This window comes from Priestia sp. YIM B13486, assembly GCF_042787865.1.
GTDB lineage: Bacteria > Bacillota > Bacilli > Bacillales > Bacillaceae_H > Priestia > Priestia megaterium.
On the sequence record NZ_JBHZOZ010000010.1, the window covers coordinates 81248 to 100065 of the forward strand.

Sequence of the window (18818 nt, forward strand, 5' to 3'; positions counted from 1 at the left end):
ACTAGATATATATAAAACCTATACTGAGGAGATGAGTGCTAGTTGTATTCTTGGAGAGTAACGAAATATAACCCTTTAAAAAGAGATAATAATGGTTACTTTCTCAATGATGAATGGACCTGTTTTTCTGAAGTAGGAATAAATGTAGAGATGGATGAATATTTGAAAGTGGAAAAAAAGTATATTAATGCTGTTATAACATTCATGAATGAAATGAATATCAACAAACTTTATATAAAAGGGTTAGAACAATGGTCTGAAGATATAGAAGCTCAAAATGCAACTGAATTCATATCAAAATTATGGATAGGACAATGGATAAGTATTCAAGAAGTAAAAACGCTAGTAAAGTTAACATTACGAAATGCAGTGTGGTGTAAATTAGAGTTAGGAAACCAGTTCTTTGTCCATTTTGGCTATGATTATTATATGTACATAGGAACCTCTCAAAAATGTTTTAATGCTTTAGAAAAAGTAGTTTTAACAGGTCTACATGTTGAGAGGGTTGATTCCCCTTATCTATAACTTTAAAAAATAACTTTCTCAAATGTATGTTATATAAAGAATATTAGTTAATTAGCAGTCTTTGTTAATATTCGTCTAGAATAGTAAGGGTAGAAAAGATTCTGTATTAATATTACATATTTGTATATATTTTTAGTGAATAGTAAAACTAATGATTTTCACAAAATACTTTATCATTTACTTAAGCATAACGACTGTTCTCGGAAATAATATACGAAAAGGCTCGTTATGGAAAAATAAATAAGCACCTTGATAAGATAGGGGTGCTTTTACGTATTTATTTCTTCTTTACCCTAAAGTAATTCTTTCTTTAACGTATCAAAGTCTCTTTTAGCTACTTTTTCAATCTTATCAAATAATTCATCACCTTCGATTAATCCTTTTTCTTCTAGTATTTCTTCTAACGCTTTAAATCTTACTCTAGATAAAACAACCTCATTTACGGCATTAACCATCAACTTCTGATCTTTTGTAAGTTCTTTTTCTTTGACTGGTTCTTGTTGTAACTTAATTCTAAATACGACTTTTGTGTCATCTGATATCTCTGCTGCTTGATAAAAAGTACTGTGTGAAATATTTCCCATTTTAAGTTTCTCATTTGTATCAACAATAGTAAGTTCAAAATGGGGGCTTTCGAAAAATAAGTCATATAAGTTATAATCTTTTTTTCCTATAACCGAAAATGCAAAACCAATCTTTTTTAGCTGCTCACCTGTAGTGGAATGTGTAATTGTTTTTTCTTCGAAATTTTCAACGTTAAATTCAACATTATTGATAATTAATTGTTTCAATTCAATCACCTCTTTATCTATATTAATACGACGAGTCTTAAAAAATTCCCTGTTTTCTCAAAATAAAAAAGGACACTGATGACACGTCATGGAATCAAAAAGCTCTAAACCTTATAGTGTTGCTTATTTCTTAAATCAGTATTTCTATCAAAATAAAAAGCACCCCAATTAATAGATGCCTATTTTTATTATTCTTATTTTTCTTCTGTAACCATAAACTGTACCACATTATTTAAATTGATGTGCACTAGCTCTTTTTCATTCGAAATGAATCTTTCATATTTTGTTATATGACTAATGACTTCTTTCTTTGATGTGGCTTCAAATTTTAATTCCTTTGTCCTGCCATTTATAAATGCAAAAATAACTTTAAATTTAAGCATAGGTGTAGCACCCCTCTTTATCTACTTATTATTCTTGCTTCATTAATTCTTCTTCAAAGAAAAAAGTACTTGGATATTTATTGACCGTATAAGAGTATCTTTTCATGTTTTTTACATAATGACTTTTTAAGATTGTCACTAATTCATTCGATACTCTTATGTTTACTATTTCTCCATTAGTAAATGGTTTTACGCTCATGGCCCTCATCCTCTCTCGTATCAGAAATAATAAAATTTATCTTAAGACATAATTTAAATCTCTTAAGATTCTTTATTTTTACCCAGTTCTTTTGCCTGATATTTTTTTAGTTCTCCACAATCATAAGGATTAACAATTAAAGTTTCCGTGTGATTCTTATAATGGAGCTGAGAAAGGCTTACATCAATTCGTATAGGTTTTCTGATATATGTGTTAAAAAAGTAAGCAACCTTTCTTCGATAGTTGGTTCACGAAGGGATAGTTGTATGTTGACACCTTACGGTGTGATAAACCTCAATACCTACTAATGAAGTACATAGTCATAAAACAGTAAGGGATTATTTTCTATACTTTTTTTCACGCCATACTGTTTCTTTTCTGCCTCTACTTCTCTTACGCTCCGTTTTTGCCTTTTCATTACGAAGTGGTGCCACTTCAGTTAATTGGACAGGAGCCATATTGGATTCTTTTGTTAAGAGCTTTAAAGTGGCTGACAATAAAGTAACAGAATCCACTTCTTCTAATAACTTTTCCGCCACAGGTTTATATTCCCCGAACTCTCTCTTGTCGATGGTGTTCAAAACGCGGTGTATGATTGCTTCCTGATGTCCTGCCATTACTTCACTAGAAGTGGGAGGCGATTGTCTAGACATCTTTGTTTTCGTAACATCTTCAATCACTTTTAAGTGATGACGTTCTCTCGAAGTTATAAATGTAACCGCCAATCCCTTATTACCTGCCCGTCCTGTTCGACCAATACGATGAACATAGCTTTCAGGATCCTGAGGAATATCAAAATTATAGACATGACTGACACCTGTAATATCAAGTCCTCTTGCTGCAACGTCGGTTGCGACCATAATCTCAATCGTATGATCCTTGAATTGACGAATCACATCGGCACGTTTTGATTGTGTAAGGTCTCCGTGAATGCCTTCTGCTGCATACCCACGTTTTTTTAGCCCTTCAGCAAGTTCATCCACACGTTTTTTTGTTCGTCCAAACACAATAGCAAGGTCTGGTGCTTGAAGATCTACAAGATTACAAAGAACATCAAACTTTCGATTATCTGGAATTTCCACATAACGTTGCTCAATATTCTTTACTGTTAACTCCTTCGCTTTTACTCTCACGAGTTCAGGATTGTTCATAAATTTCTGGGCTAAACTTTGTACTTGCTTCGACATGGTTGCTGAAAATAGTAAGGTTTGATGGGGAGAAGAAATCCCACCAAGGATTGTTTGGATATCTTCAATAAAGCCCATGTTTAACATCTCATCTGCTTCATCCAGAACAGCCATACGAATATGATTTAAACGAATCGTTCTTCTTTTCATATGGTCCATAAGACGTCCAGGGGTTGCCGAGATAATATGCGGTCTGTTCTTGAGGGCCTTGATTTGACGATTAATGTCCTGCCCCCCATAAATGGGTAATGTTTTAACTCCTTTTACCTGTCCAATTCGATTTAATTCCTCAGCTACTTGAATCGCCAGTTCACGCGTCGGCGCTAGAACGATTCCCTGAATCGCTTCTTCATCAAGCTCAACTCGCTCAATAAGGGGTATACCAAAAGCTGTTGTCTTTCCAGTCCCGGTTTGAGCTTGTCCAATTAGATCTTTACCCGTCATAGCCATTGGAATAGCTTCAGCCTGAATTGGCGTAGCCTCTTCAAAACCCAAGTTATGAATGGCCTTTTCAATGTCCTTACTTAAGTGAAAATCAGAAAAATTTTTCAACTGTTTCGTGCTCCTTCTTTTACTCAAATTCAGAAATGAGAAAAGTACTCTTTAACCAGAGATGTTACTTATTCATTCCTGCGTATTGTAAATCAGTGTTATTATCAATGGAAGTCTTGTTCTAACTTATCTGTACAAGACGAATTCATGCCTTATTTTATCCGCGCTTCCGTGTATTTATAAATTCTTATAGGATCTATAAAATGCGGTTTAATTTAGAAAGATAGGGGTCCTGATATCTCTTTTTTAAAAGGTAAACTATTTAGAAGGAATGATGTAGTTAAGTATTATAACCATAGGAAGAAAGGTCAAGAACCCTTACCTAAAGAACGAACAGAAATTTGGGAATATCAATCAGAAGAGTCTAATGGTTGGATGAGAAAAAACTTCTCTTATGAAAATCATCAAAAGTGTCCTTTATGTGGTCATAAAATGAGAGCTCGAGAACGGTTTTTAGATGAGTCTCCTAATCCCCATTAAAAATAATTCATACCCACATTTTTGTGTAAATCACCAAAAACTTCTGATTTTTTTAACTACAATTAAACTCTTTAACAAATTGATATCCTTATTTGCTTTATATTTCCAGTGTATGTTTTAACTAGTCTACATCTTGTACCGTTCGTTTTGTCTAAAAAACCAGACTTTTAAGTCTGGTTTTTCTAGCTAGTGGAATTAAAAGTAAAAAAGACTCCCAGGTGGAGTCTTTTTACTCATTTTGATTATGCTACTTTATGAACGTTAGCAGCTTGTGCTCCACGTTGACCTTGTTCGATATCAAACGTTACTTTTTGACCTTCGTCTAACGATTTAAAGCCTTCACTTTGAATAGAGCTGAAATGTACAAATACATCGTCTCCGCCTTCAATTTCAATAAAACCGAACCCTTTGTCTGCATTAAACCATTTTACTGTACCTTGTTCCATAATATTGCCTCCTGGTGTGGAATATTCCACACTTGTATTACTACCCTTGTCCAACCATACTATCTTAAGATGAAAATTTCTATGGAAGAGATTTCTCTTCTCTTAATCCTACACCGAACAAAAATAATTAACTTAATCGTACCATATAAAACTTAATATAGCAAATCCAGGAAAGTAGATGAATCTTTAAGATGTAAAAACCTGTATTGTAAAAGGCCTAATTTAAAATTTACTGTTTTTGTGTAGATGAAATTTTTTATAAAATTGATATGTTGGGTACAATACAGGGTATATACGTGATAGAGGGGGAGGATTATTTGAGACTGAAGGATGGAGATTTTTATACAGATAGTAGAAGCGATAAGGTATATAGGTTAAATGAAGATGACAAGGGCAGCTGGTATGTGAGTACATATGAAGATGAAGGTAATGATAAACTGTCTAGAACATCGGGGCGTGAGATGATGAAATTGTTAAAGAGTTTTTATACCAAAATGAACGACAGTTGAACATTCATAGCTCTGAAAAACTACCATCCTTAGTCATCATAGGGGAGGTAGTTTTTTGTTCGCATTATATTTAAAAGTAGTGGCTCAAAGTCTGTTGGAAAGGTACACATTTATGAGCACTTTTAAATAGCTGTAACTAAAATAATGCTACTACTTTAATGAAAATGAATTTTTCTTCACACCCTTTTCCTTTCATTAAGAAAATACATACACACATGTATGACAGTTGTCATACTAGTTACTTGACGTTTATATCTTTCATTACCAGGTACTATGCTCTACTATAAAGATAAAGAAGAGCTGAATATTAAACACGGTAAAGATGTAAGGAGGAACACATGAGTAAACAAAAAACGACTGAATTAAGAAAAAATGTAGCACCTTTTGAAAAATCCAATACGAAATCAAGTATAAAGCAATTAATAAACACATTCCTTCCCTTTTTACTACTTTGGTTTCTAGCTTATCAAAGTTTGTCTATTTCTTATTGGCTAACACTACCATTATGTATTGTTACAGCCGGGTTCGTCGTCCGAATCTTCATTATTTTCCATGATTGTTGTCATCAATCATTTTTCAAAAGCCGAAAAGCAAATAATATCCTTGGTACAATCAGTGGGGTTATAACCATGTTTCCGTATGAACAGTGGAAACGAAGCCACTCGATTCATCATGCTACGAGCAGCAACTTAGATAAACGAGGAACTGGTGATGTGTGGGTCATGACAGTTGATGAGTATGTTGCAGCTTCCTACTGGGGCCGGTTAGCATACCGAGTTTATCGCAATCCAATTGTTATGTTTGGATTAGGCCCCATCTATCTTTTCTTCGTTTCTAACCGATTGAATCGAAAAGACGCGAAACGAAAGGAACGTTTGAACACATATTTAACCAATTTCTCAATTGTTGCGGTGTATGCACTTTTATGTTGGGGTATTGGTTGGCAAGCTTTTCTGCTCGTTCAAGCTCCCATCCTTTTTGTAGCAGGATCACTTGGAATTTGGTTATTTTACGTACAGCATCAATTTGAGGATTCCTACTTTGAAAGAGAAGAAGAGTGGGATTACGTGAAGGCTGCGGTTGATGGTAGCTCCTATTACAAGCTCCCTAAAGTTTTACAATGGGTAACAGGTAATATTGGTTTCCATCATGTACATCATTTGGCTCCAAGAGTTCCCAACTATAATTTAGAAAAGGCGCATGAGTCTACGCCACCATTACAGAAAGCAACAACCATTACACTAAGCACAAGCTTGAAGTCTCTTCGTTTTCGACTTTTAGATCAACAAAATAAACGTTTTGTAAGCTTCAAAGAAATTAAGCATCTACTAGACAATAAAAAATCGCGTGTGAATTTGAATAACAAAAGACCAAACCTCGATAAAAATTGAATATCCATACGATAAAATCATTCAATCTTAATAAAAAAATACCTGGATTAGCTGAACTATAACCCGAATAAGGGTCACTACATAAAAAGTGTCCCTTATTCGGGCTTTTTTCACTTGAGCACTTTGTGAGATTTTCTTACTAATAAATCATTTCTTTTCGTCTTCTAGTATCATCAATCATGAAGTTATGTTTTTTGTAACAAAAGTGGAGAAGGTAGTTGAAAAAATATCGAGATATTGGTATTATAACTATTGTTTTTGCAAAAGACCTTGAAGAGAATCTTATGGAAATTCAAAATTGGAGAAAATAAAAGAGAATAAAGAAGAATTGCTTAAAGATAAACAAGCAGTTGAAAACTTATAGAAAAACGCCATGAAAATATAAAGCTAGCTTAACACAGCTAGCTTTATTTGTAGTTTATAGAGCTAGTTACTATAAAGCGAGTTCTTGAAATTAAAGAATTAATAACAATGACTCTTACTACCTTAGGAACAATCAAATTATCTAAAAAATCTAATTATGTAGCTCATATTTCAAATGTTAAAATAATGAAAATTACCTTTTTAGATAAGGTAAGATCGGAGGACAAAATTCAATGAATAATTTGCACTTTCTAGGAGAAAAAATCGTAGAAAAAAAGTATGAAATTGCGCATAAAGTACATACAAATAGAATGGTAGACCTTAAACAAACAAGAAATTTCAATCTTACAAATGAAAAAATTATTGAAATGAGAGCAAACTTCATCAACAATTTTGGAGAAGCAATCATGTTAAACCTCGATCAAAATACAAGTTTCGATCGAATATTGAAATGGGGCAAAGAGTCAGGAGAATTGGCATCAAATCTAGGGGTTTCTCTGAGTGAGGCTTTAGAGACCACAAGTTATTATCGGAAATTCATATGGGAAGTACTTAAAGAAGAAATAAAAAAACACAACATGCCGATAGACACTGTATTTGAATTAAGCTCGATTATTGATCCTTTATTAGATAAAGCTGTTTATGCTTTTAGTTTGACTTATGTTAATTTCCATCATGAAACATTAAAAAAAGCAAAGAGTGCCTTCCTTGAATTATCCGTCCCTATGGTCCCTATCACAAAAGGAATTGCTATACTCCCTCTAATTGGAGAGGTAGATACGGAAAGAGCCACTCTCTTACTAGACGAAACGTTGAAGAAAGCAAATGAATTGAAGTTATCTCACCTTCTATTTGATCTCTCTGGTGTTATGATTGTGGACACTATGGTTGCCCATCAAATTTTTAAAATCATTGAGGCATTAGATTTACTTGGGGTAAAAACCATGTTAATTGGTATCCGTCCTGAAGTTGCTCAGACCATGATACAACTTGGAATTAATTTTAGTAAAATAACTGTAAAATCAAACCTCGAACAAGCACTTCTTAGTTTGAATTTAACCATAGATACGTTAGAATAAATAGTCTCACCTAATAGTGTATGAATTGAATTCTATTTATCTTCAAAAAACTGCTTAACATAAGACTATTTATAAGTAGTTAATCTATTTTTAAAGCGATACTCTTTCGAACAATTGAAGTAAAATACACACTATAAAGTATAGAATTTTTTGAGTAGGGCAGACTGCTAAAGTTCGCTTGAATATACACAATACCTGTTGTGAATAGCTTTATTTCTTGTTGCAGACTTCCTAACAAGTCTGCTTTTTACATATAGCAAATTTCTTCCACATAAAATATTTTTGTTTCATTTCTTAAACAAAAGGGTAAAGTACCATGATAGATTGGAATGTAACAAGAAACAGATCTTTTTTAAAAGATCTGTTTCTTGCTTTTTATTTAATAATTACAAAAATGAACAATAACTCATACCTTGAGTAAACTATTCAAGACAGGGTGAGCTGTCATCACAAAACCTAATTACGTAACAGAAAAGACTACTCAGATTGAACTGCACCCCAATTGTTAGACAAAGAAACTCTAATGATTGTGGACTTGTCAATATTTATTGGACACTAAGTTAAGATACTATGATGAATAGGCTTTTTCGTATTCAATAGGGGAAAGATAATGCAGAGAAGAATGCATTCTTTTGGTATTGTAATAGAGCTCTATATATTTAAATACTTCTTTTCGAGCTTGTTCTGGTGTTGTAAATTTGGCACCATGAATGAGCTCTCTTTTTATGGTCTTATAAAAAGATTCCATTAATGCATTATCGTAGGGGTTTCCTTTTCTGCTGACACTTGAAACAGCACCATACTTTTTCAGTACGGCTTGAAAATTACTACCCGTATATTGGGATCCTTGGTCTGTATGGATAATTAATCCTGTTGGAGGATGTTCTTTGTTATATCCTTGTAAAAAAGCGTCTATCACAAGAGAATCTTTCATCCGTGTACTCATAGACCAGCCACTCACTTTTCTCGAGTACATATCCACAAATACCGCAAGGTATAAAGTACCCTTTTGAGTAGGGATATAGGTAATGTCACCGACCCATATTTTATTTCGTCCGTCTGTGTGAAAAACTTGATTAAGGAGGTTGGGTCTTTCTATAGAAGGTGATTTTTTATTATAACGTTTATAGCGATACCTGCTTCCTTTCGCATATAGGTTCATTTGACGCATCAGTTTTCCTACTCTTTTTCTGTTTACCTTGATTCCCTTCTTCTCAAGAACCTTTGTAACTCTTAAAGATCCGTATCGACCCTTATGTTCCTTAAATATCTCCTGTATTTCCGCACGTAACACTTCATTCTCTAAAGCTCTTTTAGAAGGTTTTCTCTGTAAATATTCATAGTAACCTGATCGTGAGATGTTTAACGTTTTACAAGCCTTCTTGATGTTATAGTTGTGTTTATTTTCTTTTAAGAATTGAAACCTTACACATTCTTTTTCTTCAAGAAGACCCGGAACTTTTTTAGTAGATCAAGCTCTTTTCTAAGTTCTTCATTCTCACGTTTAAGCTTTTTCATTTCATACTGGGAATTATAAAGTGCGCTCCCACGGCCTGGAAACGCACTTTCCCCATATTCTTCGTATTCACTTACCCAACGATATAGCGTATTAGGATGAATAGATAATTCTTTCGCAATCTCTTTTACAAATAGGTTCTCTTCCAGTACCAACTGAACTGCAGCCATTTTAAATTGACGATCATAAACTTTTCTACCCATAAACCGAATCACCTTTTTCTCTTAATTTAGTGTCCAGTTTATCGTACCATCTCCAATTGGGGTGCTTTTATGTCTAGACATACATTTGAAGATAAAATTAATCGTCACTTATCATAAAATCAAAAAAAGCAGAAGTTAATTTATCTTATGTCTGGTCATTATATTGTACGTTCATGACTTGTTTTTATAAACCATCTGATCTAATTTTTGAAACCCCTAAGGCTAAATTATTCCACAAAATGTGTTCAACCACTTCGGCGTCTACAGCATGACAATCAACAATGAGTATGACTTCCGAATGTTTACCGCGTAGAAGCCGTTGCTTTTTCTTAATGACTTTAAACATAAATAGTTTAATTCCTAGTCCTAAGACAAATCCGATAAAAGCACTAATAATCCCCCAATAAATAGGGCCCCAGCTTAGTTTAAAACCAATACTCGCACCAATAACAGAAAAGGCTGTGGCTAGAGCCATTCCTAAATCAATAAGAGAAACCCCATCTGCTCGATGAAGGCTATCAAAAATCCGACGGTTTTCCGTTCGATTATTGAGAGGAACAATAAATGTGTCTTCTTTTCCTATTCCTTTTTCCTCTAACTCGGAAATAGCTAGTTCTACATAACTTGAGTATTCAAATGTAGAAAAAATTTGCATATGTTCATTTCACCTTTTTTCCTTTTCCAATACGAAAGCTGGGGTGTTGATACATTTTCTCGAAGAAGTTTTTCTGCTCTCTTTCAACAAGTTTATTATTCTCCACGGTATTCATATAGGAATCGAAGATAGCAAAACCATATAAAGAGGGGAAAAACAACAACCATTCTGCATCTAAAACAGAAGTCGCCTGTTGTATTTCTCCTGAAAATAGCAGAGAAATACCCTCAAGTAGGTGAGAATAATAAAAGAAAACGACTGCCCAAATGATGACAAAGAAAGCACCAATGATCCGATGAATATAGAGTTGTCCTAGGCCAGGCATTAATACCGACCAAAAAACGGATAAGATGGGATTCCGTTTATCTAAATAGTTTATTTCCATGGCTCCTATACTGAAGGAGTTGAACCGATGATTTTCTCTTTCAGCTAACACGTATATTTTATTTAAATCAACTGTTGTTCGGTAACTATCCCATATAGCAAAAATATAAACGGGAATATAAATAAGAAGCCATCTTGTATTAAGCACGTCTTTGGCCATATCAATGTTTCCTTGAAAAGAATAAATCATTGCCAAATTTACATGAGATTTAATATTTATGGTGACCTCCCATATAAATAACACAAAGCCGCGAAGGTATTTAGACAGTAGTAAATGTCCAAAACCAGGAAAAGCTGCTGACCACCAAGCAATAATATAGGGGTTTCTTAAATGGATTTGAGTCGTTCCAAATATACTAACATGAGCAATATAGCGTCTTATAGTATTGTCATTATTATAATTATTCATTTGCGATCTCCTATAGATGTTATGAAAATATACTTTTTATACCTACCATCCATATTTAACATGCTCTTGTTTGTTTATTCTGATTCAATCAATTGATATAAATCTAATCCTTATCAAAATGAAGAGTCTTGTGACTAGAAAAATCCCTATATTTTTCCATAAATAGATTTTTTATATGTTATTTTCAAGAAAACAAAGTATGGTAACTAAATTCGTATATTCAAACGAAAAAAACTACTGCTCCTGTACAGTAGTTTTCCTAGTCGTTGAAATATAGATGTTATGTTGATAATGCTCTATTGCATCTTGAGTAGTTTGCTCAATTTACTGTTTATGATTCGTGATTTTTGTATGTATTTAGAATGTACATTATGGTAACTAAAGATAGAAAAGCTCCTGATGCCTATTCAGGAGCTTTTCTGTCTACAAATATTCATTCTACTGCCTACTGATATGGTGAACAGTAAAGAGAAACATCATACTTGTTATGTAAACTTTAAAATGGATTATTACTCAGTGACTTCTTTTTCCACAATACTTATTACTCTATACAAAGCTAAAGATGTAGTCTCCACATCCGGAAAATGTTCAATATGGCCCGTTTTAATATTCTTCACTTGAAAATTCTTTAGTTTTTTAGAATAACTGAGAGAAAAGGTATGATTTCCATTACAAAAGGTATGAGTGATTTCACTATCTTCATATCGTAATAACGTTTCTAACATTTCTTTGATTTTTATTATTGTCATGTATCACCAAACCCCTTTCTCACTATTTAAAGAAATTTTACAAATTAAAGTTTAATCCATTTTAACATAGGGTATATTTATAAGTTATTACCTTCAATAATTGAAATAAAGATTTTAAAATTGAAATAAATTTGTAAAAAAAACAAAAAGTGTAATGTTACATTGGGATTAGGAAATATATTACCAATATAACGTAGTTGGGAATTACAGATAGATATGGTATAAAAGATGTAAATAAAATATATGTTTTAGGGGTAAAGATACAAAGAATCTTATTTAAAAATGAGATTTTTGGGGAGGTAGGAGGTATCTGAAGTTGAGTAGTGGATCTAGATTCAAAATGCAAATATACAGCCCTCTATTGGGGTATAAGGACCTTTATCATTTTAAAAAAACAAAAGATGGTTGGACGTTTGAAAACTATAGATGTAAGGGTGAAGTAGATAAAGGTGGTAATCCTTTATTTTATAAAGCCCTTATTACTGAATCCATTTCCTGTCCTGATCATCTAGGGATTTATATTTCTAGTGCATGGGAGAATGTTGACACGTTAAATAAAGAACAAGTGCAGAATATTTTTGATGAGCTATCTGAATGGATAGCAGCCAGTGGAAATAACCTCCATTGATCCTTTATCATGTTGAAAAAAGTGGGCACGACCATGGGTATATCCAGGTTTAAAGATTCATTATAAAAGTCTTATTGTTCTTTTATTTAAAACATATTTAGTGAAGGTAGTACAAGGCATGAAAATAAAAATAAATAATAACTCATTTGGGAATATGTATTAATTAAGGATAACAATAATCAGTAAACAAATAAGGGGCGTATTCAAAATGGAAATTATTTATAATCAGAGAGAGAAAATGACCGATTTCATTAAAGATAACAAACAGAACTTCCAGGATAAACTTTTATCAGAGGCAGTTAACGTAGCCTCTAAGATTAATGACATTTTAGAAACTGGAAATATTGATCTTTTAAAAAATGCTCAAAAGTTATCTCTATATGTCGTGGAGCAAAAGGCAGAACAACTCGTTGCTTTCGCTCAACAAGAAGGAATAGCCTGGGCAGAGTATTCCTTAACTCTTGCCTTCAAACTAGAATGGGTACAGGCCATTAGGCGAACATTGTGGCATTTTATCTATCAATATGATCAAATAAATAACCATTTTAATGGCCGTGAAGAATTTTATGCCTTAGAGAAACGAATTAATGATAAGATTGATCAATTTCTTAACACTTTTCTCATTAGTTATTCCACGTATAAAGATGAATTAATTGCCTCCCAAAGGGACTTAGTTGAAAATCTATCAGTACCCGTTATACCACTTAGCCAATCTATAGCTGTACTACCGTTGATCGGAATGATTGACCTCAATCGTATCCAAACGATTGAGGAGAAAGTATTGATGGGTATCTCAGGTTTAAAGATTCAAACATTAATTATAGACCTTTCTGGAATTGCTAACATGGAGATGCATGTCATTGACCATTTTCAAAAAATATTAACTGGGATTTCAATGATGGGATCTAAAGCTGTTCTTACAGGTTTACGTACTGACCTAGTGCGAACAATGATTCACTCAGGAATCTCTTTTGAGGACAAGGCAGAAGCAAAAGGGACATTACAGCAAACATTAAAAGAATATCTAGAACTCGACCGCATGTAGGAGGAATAGAGAAGTTTTCTCTACACGCAGAAATGAAGATGAGTTTGTGAAATTAGAAGCGTTGTTGAAAAAGTAAATAAAGTTTATTATACCTGAGTAATCATTACTCAGGTAACCCTGGAGTTATAACTCTAGGGTTGTTTTGCGATAGTACCGATAAAATACTAATTCCGCATATGATATACATCCTAAATCAACTTAATGCAAAAAAGCTGGGAAACTTAATTTCCTAGCTTTTTTGAGTTTCTATCGCTTGTTTAACCGTTGCATAGGTTTTAATAGAGGAGAAATCAATGCCATTTCTAACAACAGTTTGAGCAAGTTCAGGTCGTATACCTGTCATCATGACCTCCTCAATACCTTGTAAGCGAAGAACACTGTAGATACCAAAGAGGTAACGTTCAGCTATAGTATCTATATTCAAGATACCTGAAAAATCAACAATCAGATACTCTATTTTCATTTCGATAATTTTCAAGATCACATTCTCCAAGATATATTCAGCTCTTTCTGAATCGATAGAGCCTATTAGTGGGAGAACGGCAGTTTTATCCTGAATGGGGACGACAGGAACCGATAGTTTCAACACCTCTTGTTGTGCCTTTTTAATAATTTCATCTTTTACTTGTTCAAATACTATAACAGTTTCGGTGATACTTATATCCAACAAATAGTTAAATCGTTTATTAATAAATACAATTTCTTCTGTAGAGAGTCCGTGTTCTATACTTATTTTGCGTTAAATATGTATATCAATCAAGTTACATGACTTTTCTTTGAAAGCTTGTTATTCTATAATAAGAAGAAGTTACTCTCTAATGAGGTATCTTCTTTGAAACTACATAACATGTAGTTATTTACAATATATGAGTAACATTTGTATATTGTGGGTAAACTACTTAGGATGCTGAGAGGCATCAACTTTCTTATTCTATGTGAAAAAAGCTACTGTTGGTGGAGTCAGTCAGTAGCTTTTTTCTATGTCTTTCAACTTTACCCCTATATTTGACTACTAACTAAAAGGAACAAATTGTATGTAGTATTTTTTCAGAATGAATACTTCCCACTGTTTTATTTAAAAATAATGAATGTTTAAAAGCTTTTGTATGTCTGGTTAAGTAAGCCTTGAGTTTGACTTTGCTTCTTATTCTTGTATAATCATATGCCTTGGAGGTGACATAATATAAATGAAGTTTAACAAGAAAAAAATTAACGTCGTAGATATTGACAAAGCTAAAAAAAGCGTTTTTGCTACAGGCGTAGGAAACGCAATGGAATGGTTTGACTTTGGTTTATATTCATATTTAGCTGTTATCATTAGTCAAAACTTTTTTAGTGCTGTTGGGAATGATGAGCTAAAATTGGTATTCACATTTGCCACTTTTGCGATTGCCTTCTTAATGCGCCCAGTAGGGGGTATTATATTCGGAAGAATTGGAGATAAGTTAGGAAGGAAAGTTGTTCTAACCACCACCATTATTTTAATGGCGTTTTCCACATTGCTCATCGGTTTATTACCTACATACGATCAAATCGGTATATGGGCACCGATCCTCTTATTAATAGCAAGAATTATTCAAGGTTTTTCAACCGGAGGTGAATATGCTGGTGCAATGGTCTATATCGCCGAATCGTCTCCAGACAATAAGCGTAATGTACTTGGAAGTGGATTAGAAATTGGAACCCTCACGGGTTATATCCTAGCATCACTGCTGGCTAGTTTGCTTTTTCTTCTTCTAACGGATGAACAGATGGCCTCATGGGGATGGAGAATACCGTTCTTACTTGGCTTACCTTTAGGTCTAATTGGATTTTATTTACGAAGCAGTTTAGAGGAAACGCCGATTTTTGAAAATGAACTTTCCAGCTCTGATGACCAAGTCCAGGAAGAAAGCTTTCTATCCATTTTGAAAAATCACAAAAAAGATGTGTTTGTTTGTTTTGTAGCTGTGGCATTCTTTAACATTACAAACTACATGCTATTATCGTACATGCCTTCTTATTTAAATGAAATTATTGGATTGTCTAATACAGTGGGAACTGTATTAATTACTGTGACCATGATTCTGATGGTGCCACTTGCTTTCATGTTTGGAAAGCTTAGTGACAAAATTGGAAACAAGAAGGTTTTCTTAATCGGTTTAGGTGGATTAAGTCTATTGTCAGCTGTTTCGTTTTATTTAATCAATTTAAACAGCTTAGTCTTTATTTCATTAGGTATTTTAATTTTAGGTGTTCTACTTTCCACTTACGAAGGTACCATGCCTGGAACATTACCAACGATGTTCTATACCGATATTCGCTACCGAACATTAGCCGTGACGTTTAATGTTTCTGTTTCAATATTTGGTGGGACGACGCCATTAGTTGCCACATGGCTAGTTCATGAAACAGGAAATAACTTAGCCCCTGCTTTCTATCTAACCATTGTGAGCATTATCGGGTTCTTAGTGATTTTATTTTTATTCAAGAACACGGCAGGAAAATCTCTAAAAGGTTCTTATCCAACAGTTGCTTCTAAATCTGAATACAACGAAGCTGTTGAAAACCCGAAAGATGCATTATGGTGGCATACCGAACAAAAAGAAAAATCAACGGAATAAAAGAAAGTAGCTACTCAACTATTTTGCGTTTTAAGCTTACTTGTTTCCGAAAAGCATTTTCTCACAAACGTGATTTCTCGGGAGAAGAAAGACAAAAGACAACTTTTTGGGTTCAGTTCATATAGGATAGTTTTTTCATTTGCTGTTAGTATATTTTTTATGCACTTGGAACAAAATGCAAGTAGAATGCCTTCCGACTTTTGGTATTCGAAACCCATTTTTTTGATTAGAAAACACTATTGTCAAGATACAGTAGTGTTTTCTTTTTGCAATAAATGTTTAATACCTCTAATTTAAAAGTATGCATATTATACTGAAGTGGATAAGGAACGGGTTTCAAATTTGAATCTGCTCCTTTTTTATTTTTCAGACTGTATATCGTATTCACTTCTAGTTTACATAAGCCCGATTATGTAAAACATTATATGAACTAAATTACTCTTAATCCTTAAACAATAGTTAACGTATTTTAGTGAAAATAGTTTTATTTATTATACTTGTGTAGAAAAACATAGTAAATAACATCTTATCCTGTAGGATTAACAGTCTCCCATTGATTTTATTAAAGATACCACTCTCCATACCTTCATTAATTGGCCCTTTACATAAAGAAAGAGTGTAATTCTTGCTGTAGAATTGCGCCCTTTCGCTGAATAACAATTATGTTTCTTAGATTATATCTTTCCAATAGATCCAAGCGTTTATTAACCCCTACCGCGGAACCGTTTGATCGCTTCTTCGGTCACCGGCTCGAAGAGGTTAACGAGGTTGCCGTCGGGATCACGGAACAACACAGCACGGTTCCCCCCCGGCATCATGGTCGGTTCCTTTACCCACTCGTTGACAAACGGTTTCAAGCGCTCGTATTCGGCATCGACATCGTGGATGCGGAACTCGATGATGACAGTGTGATTGTCGGCCGCCACTGCGGAACCGGCGCCGAACAGTGGCATCGTCTGTGAGTGGCCGATCGCCAGGGTGCACGATGGCACAACGAGTTCGGCAAAGACAGGCACGGGGCGTTCCGCCGAAACACCCATGACTTTCTCATAGAACTTGACAAGACGATCCACGTCGTCGGTAATGATGCGTACAGAAGCAAAATTCATAAGATACCATCCTTCCTATAATAAATGATACAATATCGTATCAGATCATTTTGGGCCAGAACCAGCGAAGCTTCAGTAAGGGGCAAAGTAGCTGTAAAAAATAGGTTACAAAAGTTCCAAGGACGATCATTTTCGGAACAATTCACTTAATGCTGTAAGAGAAAGAAGGACTTTTACACCACTAAAATCAATGGTGTTCCTTTTCCATTTTAATTTTCGGAACTTTTCCTTTCCTCAAGCATCAAACAGCCTATTTGAAGGCTTGTTTTTTCCATTTCTAAGTAACCTACTTTACGAGTTAACCGACGTTCGCTGGTTCTACCCCGTGTTGTATATTTTCCGTAAAGGCACGATTTAATCAGAAACTGAACCATTTGGTTCTACGACCATCCTTCCATGCCTTGCTGCTGCTCAATTGATCCATAGTGAAATGAATTAATTCCTGTGGATGTTGATTGGCGGTCTCCCCCAACCGATGCAAGACATACTTCGCATTTATCTCTCACCCCTTTATGTTTACTTACTCCAATTATAAAATAACGCTACTGACAACTGTATGTCAGTAGCGTTTTAACATTTTTTTTGTTTCCTCACGAATCCGATTTCGGAATGATTCAGGCTCCAATACAATCACACCTGCTCCCCAGCCAAGCACCCATTGCAACAATTCGTCCAGTTGATGAACGCGTAAAACCACATGCAATCCATCTTGATGCTCTTCCATATCCTCCATGTAATGATAGTTCGATTCCTTCACCATATCCGCGATGTCATGGTTAAATCGAAGGCAAACTAGCAAGTGCCGATCATCCGGAGGGGTATACTCCCTTAAGTTAAAATGCGCCGGTAGTTCGAATCGTTCTTCCAGATTGATAAGTTCCGTCATTCGGGACAAGCGAAAATGGCGAATTTCTTGGCGCAGATCACACCGAGCCACGAGCATCCACGAACCTTGAACGAGCACCAATCCATAGGGAGCAACCGTACGAACACTATGGCGATTACCTTCGGAATCTGCAAGCCTTTTTGCATAATGAAAGCTAATCTTTTGCACGTCTAATATCGCTCGACGAATCTTTTCTAGATATTCCTTTTCTTTTGACTGCCTGACCTGTTTATCAGAAATGAGCAAACGCATAGCCTTGCGTACACGAGATGTTTCATTGCGAATGCTCTCCGGTAAAATGGCCTCAATTTTGCCGCGGGCAGCTTGAGCTCTGACACGATAATCGTCATCAAATCGTTGTTCGATAAAATCTGTTCCAATCAGCAGGCTCACGGCTTCTGGTACCGTGAAACCGATCGGCGGGAGGAAATAGCCTTCCATCAGGGAATATCCTGTCCCAGGGGCTCCTATGATCGGCACGCCCACTTCACTCAGTGCCTGAATGTCGCGGTAGATGGTCCGCACGCTAGTTTCAATAGGGTCGCCAAATCTTCGGCCCGTACAACTTCTTTACGTTGCAGCTCCAGTACGATGGCTAACAAACGGTCTGTTTTGTTCATTGGTTGCCTCCCTTTAATGTTTATTGCAAAATAAAAAGCCACCTCTTGAGTGTGCAGCACTAGAGATGGCTTTTTATTTTGGTGTACATGTATAACAAAAAAATCG

General features: G+C 34.7%; 20 protein-coding genes and 1 pseudogene. 8 read left to right on the forward strand and 13 right to left on the reverse strand.

What is annotated here, in order from left to right; genetic code table 11:
* The first annotated feature begins 42 nt into the window (after positions 1-42).
* The gene (locus tag ACFX4G_RS21770; RefSeq protein WP_377576875.1) at positions 43-525 is read left to right on the forward strand and encodes a hypothetical protein; all 483 of its coding nucleotides are present in this window, start codon (positions 43-45) and stop codon (positions 523-525) included.
* A gap of 293 nt (positions 526-818) precedes the next feature.
* On the opposite strand, the gene ACFX4G_RS21775 is transcribed toward ACFX4G_RS21770, so the two are convergent.
* From ACFX4G_RS21775 to cshA, 4 genes are all read right to left on the reverse strand, one after another.
* Entirely contained in the window at positions 819-1316 is a 498-nt protein-coding gene (locus tag ACFX4G_RS21775; RefSeq protein ID WP_377576878.1) for a hypothetical protein, read from the reverse strand.
* Positions 1317-1510: 194 nt separating this feature from the next.
* Positions 1511-1699, reverse strand: a complete 189-nt coding sequence (locus ACFX4G_RS21780) for a hypothetical protein (protein WP_377576881.1) — start codon at positions 1697-1699, stop codon at positions 1511-1513.
* Between the two features lie 28 nt (positions 1700-1727).
* The gene (locus tag ACFX4G_RS21785) at positions 1728-1898 is read right to left on the reverse strand and encodes a hypothetical protein (protein WP_214989313.1); all 171 of its coding nucleotides are present in this window, start codon (positions 1896-1898) and stop codon (positions 1728-1730) included.
* A 338-nt stretch (positions 1899-2236) separates the two neighbouring features.
* Entirely contained in the window at positions 2237-3637 is a 1401-nt protein-coding gene (gene cshA / locus ACFX4G_RS21790; RefSeq protein ID WP_377577008.1) for a degradosome RNA helicase CshA, read from the reverse strand.
* 237 nt (positions 3638-3874) lie between these two features.
* On the opposite strand from cshA, the gene ACFX4G_RS21795 reads away from it, so the two are divergent.
* On the forward strand, positions 3875-4117 hold the full coding sequence (locus ACFX4G_RS21795) for a cold-inducible protein YdjO-related protein (protein ID WP_162215385.1): 243 nt from the start codon (positions 3875-3877) through the stop codon (positions 4115-4117).
* Positions 4118-4359: 242 nt separating this feature from the next.
* Here the strand turns inward: ACFX4G_RS21795 and ACFX4G_RS21800 are convergent, their stop codons facing one another.
* Entirely contained in the window at positions 4360-4563 is a 204-nt protein-coding gene (locus ACFX4G_RS21800; RefSeq protein WP_047934552.1) for a cold-shock protein, read from the reverse strand.
* Between the two features lie 317 nt (positions 4564-4880).
* Between ACFX4G_RS21800 and ACFX4G_RS21805 the strand changes: the two genes are divergently transcribed.
* The 3 genes from ACFX4G_RS21805 to ACFX4G_RS21815 all read left to right on the forward strand — a co-directional run bounded on the left by ACFX4G_RS21805 (position 4881) and on the right by ACFX4G_RS21815 (position 7905).
* Positions 4881-5072, forward strand: coding sequence for a hypothetical protein (locus ACFX4G_RS21805; protein ID WP_377576884.1), 192 nt, complete (start codon positions 4881-4883; stop codon positions 5070-5072).
* Positions 5073-5410: 338 nt separating this feature from the next.
* Positions 5411-6463 carry a Delta(5) desaturase DesA gene (desA, locus tag ACFX4G_RS21810; RefSeq protein WP_162215342.1) on the forward strand — a complete coding sequence of 351 codons (1053 nt, stop codon included), beginning with the start codon at positions 5411-5413 and terminating at the stop codon, positions 6461-6463.
* Positions 6464-7059: 596 nt separating this feature from the next.
* Positions 7060-7905: an STAS domain-containing protein gene (locus ACFX4G_RS21815; protein WP_374989571.1), complete on the forward strand. Its 846-nt coding sequence runs from the start codon at positions 7060-7062 to the stop codon at positions 7903-7905.
* Positions 7906-8473: 568 nt separating this feature from the next.
* Here ACFX4G_RS21815 and ACFX4G_RS21820 read toward each other — a convergent pair.
* From ACFX4G_RS21820 to ACFX4G_RS21835, 4 genes are all read right to left on the reverse strand, one after another.
* Positions 8474-9624, reverse strand: a protein-coding gene (locus ACFX4G_RS21820; RefSeq protein ID WP_377559212.1) for an IS3 family transposase whose coding sequence is annotated in 2 segments (ribosomal slippage) — positions 8474-9372 and positions 9372-9624 — 1152 coding nt in all. Because the reading frame shifts where the segments join, the coding sequence is not laid out codon by codon here.
* Between the two features lie 184 nt (positions 9625-9808).
* On the reverse strand, positions 9809-10279 hold the full coding sequence (locus ACFX4G_RS21825) for a hypothetical protein (protein WP_377256935.1): 471 nt from the start codon (positions 10277-10279) through the stop codon (positions 9809-9811).
* Between the two features lie 4 nt (positions 10280-10283).
* The gene (locus ACFX4G_RS21830) at positions 10284-11072 is read right to left on the reverse strand and encodes a hypothetical protein (RefSeq protein ID WP_377576889.1); all 789 of its coding nucleotides are present in this window, start codon (positions 11070-11072) and stop codon (positions 10284-10286) included.
* A gap of 509 nt (positions 11073-11581) precedes the next feature.
* A complete protein-coding gene (locus tag ACFX4G_RS21835; RefSeq protein WP_377259742.1) occupies positions 11582-11821 on the reverse strand; it encodes a hypothetical protein in 240 nt (79 codons plus the stop codon).
* A 316-nt stretch (positions 11822-12137) separates the two neighbouring features.
* Between ACFX4G_RS21835 and ACFX4G_RS21840 the strand changes: the two genes are divergently transcribed.
* Together ACFX4G_RS21840 and ACFX4G_RS21845 are read left to right on the forward strand one after the other, a co-directional pair.
* Entirely contained in the window at positions 12138-12449 is a 312-nt protein-coding gene (locus ACFX4G_RS21840; protein ID WP_377576894.1) for a hypothetical protein, read from the forward strand.
* A 208-nt stretch (positions 12450-12657) separates the two neighbouring features.
* The gene (locus ACFX4G_RS21845; RefSeq protein ID WP_377576897.1) at positions 12658-13494 is read left to right on the forward strand and encodes an STAS domain-containing protein; all 837 of its coding nucleotides are present in this window, start codon (positions 12658-12660) and stop codon (positions 13492-13494) included.
* Between the two features lie 229 nt (positions 13495-13723).
* On the opposite strand, the gene ACFX4G_RS21850 is transcribed toward ACFX4G_RS21845, so the two are convergent.
* Positions 13724-14161: an STAS domain-containing protein gene (locus tag ACFX4G_RS21850; RefSeq protein WP_377576900.1), complete on the reverse strand. Its 438-nt coding sequence runs from the start codon at positions 14159-14161 to the stop codon at positions 13724-13726.
* Positions 14162-14681: 520 nt separating this feature from the next.
* Here ACFX4G_RS21850 and ACFX4G_RS21855 point away from each other — a divergent pair.
* Positions 14682-16097 carry an MFS transporter gene (locus ACFX4G_RS21855; protein WP_197227541.1) on the forward strand — a complete coding sequence of 472 codons (1416 nt, stop codon included), beginning with the start codon at positions 14682-14684 and terminating at the stop codon, positions 16095-16097.
* A 704-nt stretch (positions 16098-16801) separates the two neighbouring features.
* Here ACFX4G_RS21855 and ACFX4G_RS21860 read toward each other — a convergent pair.
* The 3 genes and pseudogenes from ACFX4G_RS21860 to ACFX4G_RS21870 form a co-directional block, all read right to left on the reverse strand.
* Positions 16802-17206, reverse strand: a complete 405-nt coding sequence (locus ACFX4G_RS21860) for a VOC family protein (protein ID WP_377576903.1) — start codon at positions 17204-17206, stop codon at positions 16802-16804.
* A gap of 380 nt (positions 17207-17586) precedes the next feature.
* Positions 17587-17712 carry a hypothetical protein gene (locus tag ACFX4G_RS21865; protein WP_377259753.1) on the reverse strand — a complete coding sequence of 42 codons (126 nt, stop codon included), beginning with the start codon at positions 17710-17712 and terminating at the stop codon, positions 17587-17589.
* Between the two features lie 53 nt (positions 17713-17765).
* Positions 17766-18712: pseudogene (locus ACFX4G_RS21870) on the reverse strand (helix-turn-helix transcriptional regulator).
* Positions 18713-18818 lie beyond the last annotated feature (106 nt).

Bases quoted from the DNA above. Each gene is read 5' to 3' on its own strand.
- ACFX4G_RS21780 (WP_377576881.1), bottom strand. From the start codon at position 1,699: ATGCTTAAATTTAAAGTTATTTTTGCATTTATAAATGGCAGGACAAAG.
- ACFX4G_RS21785 (WP_214989313.1), bottom strand. From the start codon at position 1,898: ATGAGCGTAAAACCATTTACTAATGGAGAAATAGTAAACATAAGAGTA.
- ACFX4G_RS21800 (WP_047934552.1), bottom strand. From the start codon at position 4,563: ATGGAACAAGGTACAGTAAAATGGTTTAATGCAGACAAAGGGTTCGGT.
- desA (WP_162215342.1), top strand. From the start codon at position 5,411: ATGAGTAAACAAAAAACGACTGAATTAAGAAAAAATGTAGCACCTTTT.
- ACFX4G_RS21815 (WP_374989571.1), top strand. From the start codon at position 7,060: ATGAATAATTTGCACTTTCTAGGAGAAAAAATCGTAGAAAAAAAGTAT.
- ACFX4G_RS21825 (WP_377256935.1), bottom strand. From the start codon at position 10,279: ATGCAAATTTTTTCTACATTTGAATACTCAAGTTATGTAGAACTAGCT.
- ACFX4G_RS21830 (WP_377576889.1), bottom strand. From the start codon at position 11,072: ATGAATAATTATAATAATGACAATACTATAAGACGCTATATTGCTCAT.
- ACFX4G_RS21835 (WP_377259742.1), bottom strand. From the start codon at position 11,821: ATGACAATAATAAAAATCAAAGAAATGTTAGAAACGTTATTACGATAT.
- ACFX4G_RS21845 (WP_377576897.1), top strand. From the start codon at position 12,658: ATGGAAATTATTTATAATCAGAGAGAGAAAATGACCGATTTCATTAAA.
- ACFX4G_RS21855 (WP_197227541.1), top strand. From the start codon at position 14,682: ATGAAGTTTAACAAGAAAAAAATTAACGTCGTAGATATTGACAAAGCT.
- ACFX4G_RS21860 (WP_377576903.1), bottom strand. From the start codon at position 17,206: ATGAATTTTGCTTCTGTACGCATCATTACCGACGACGTGGATCGTCTT.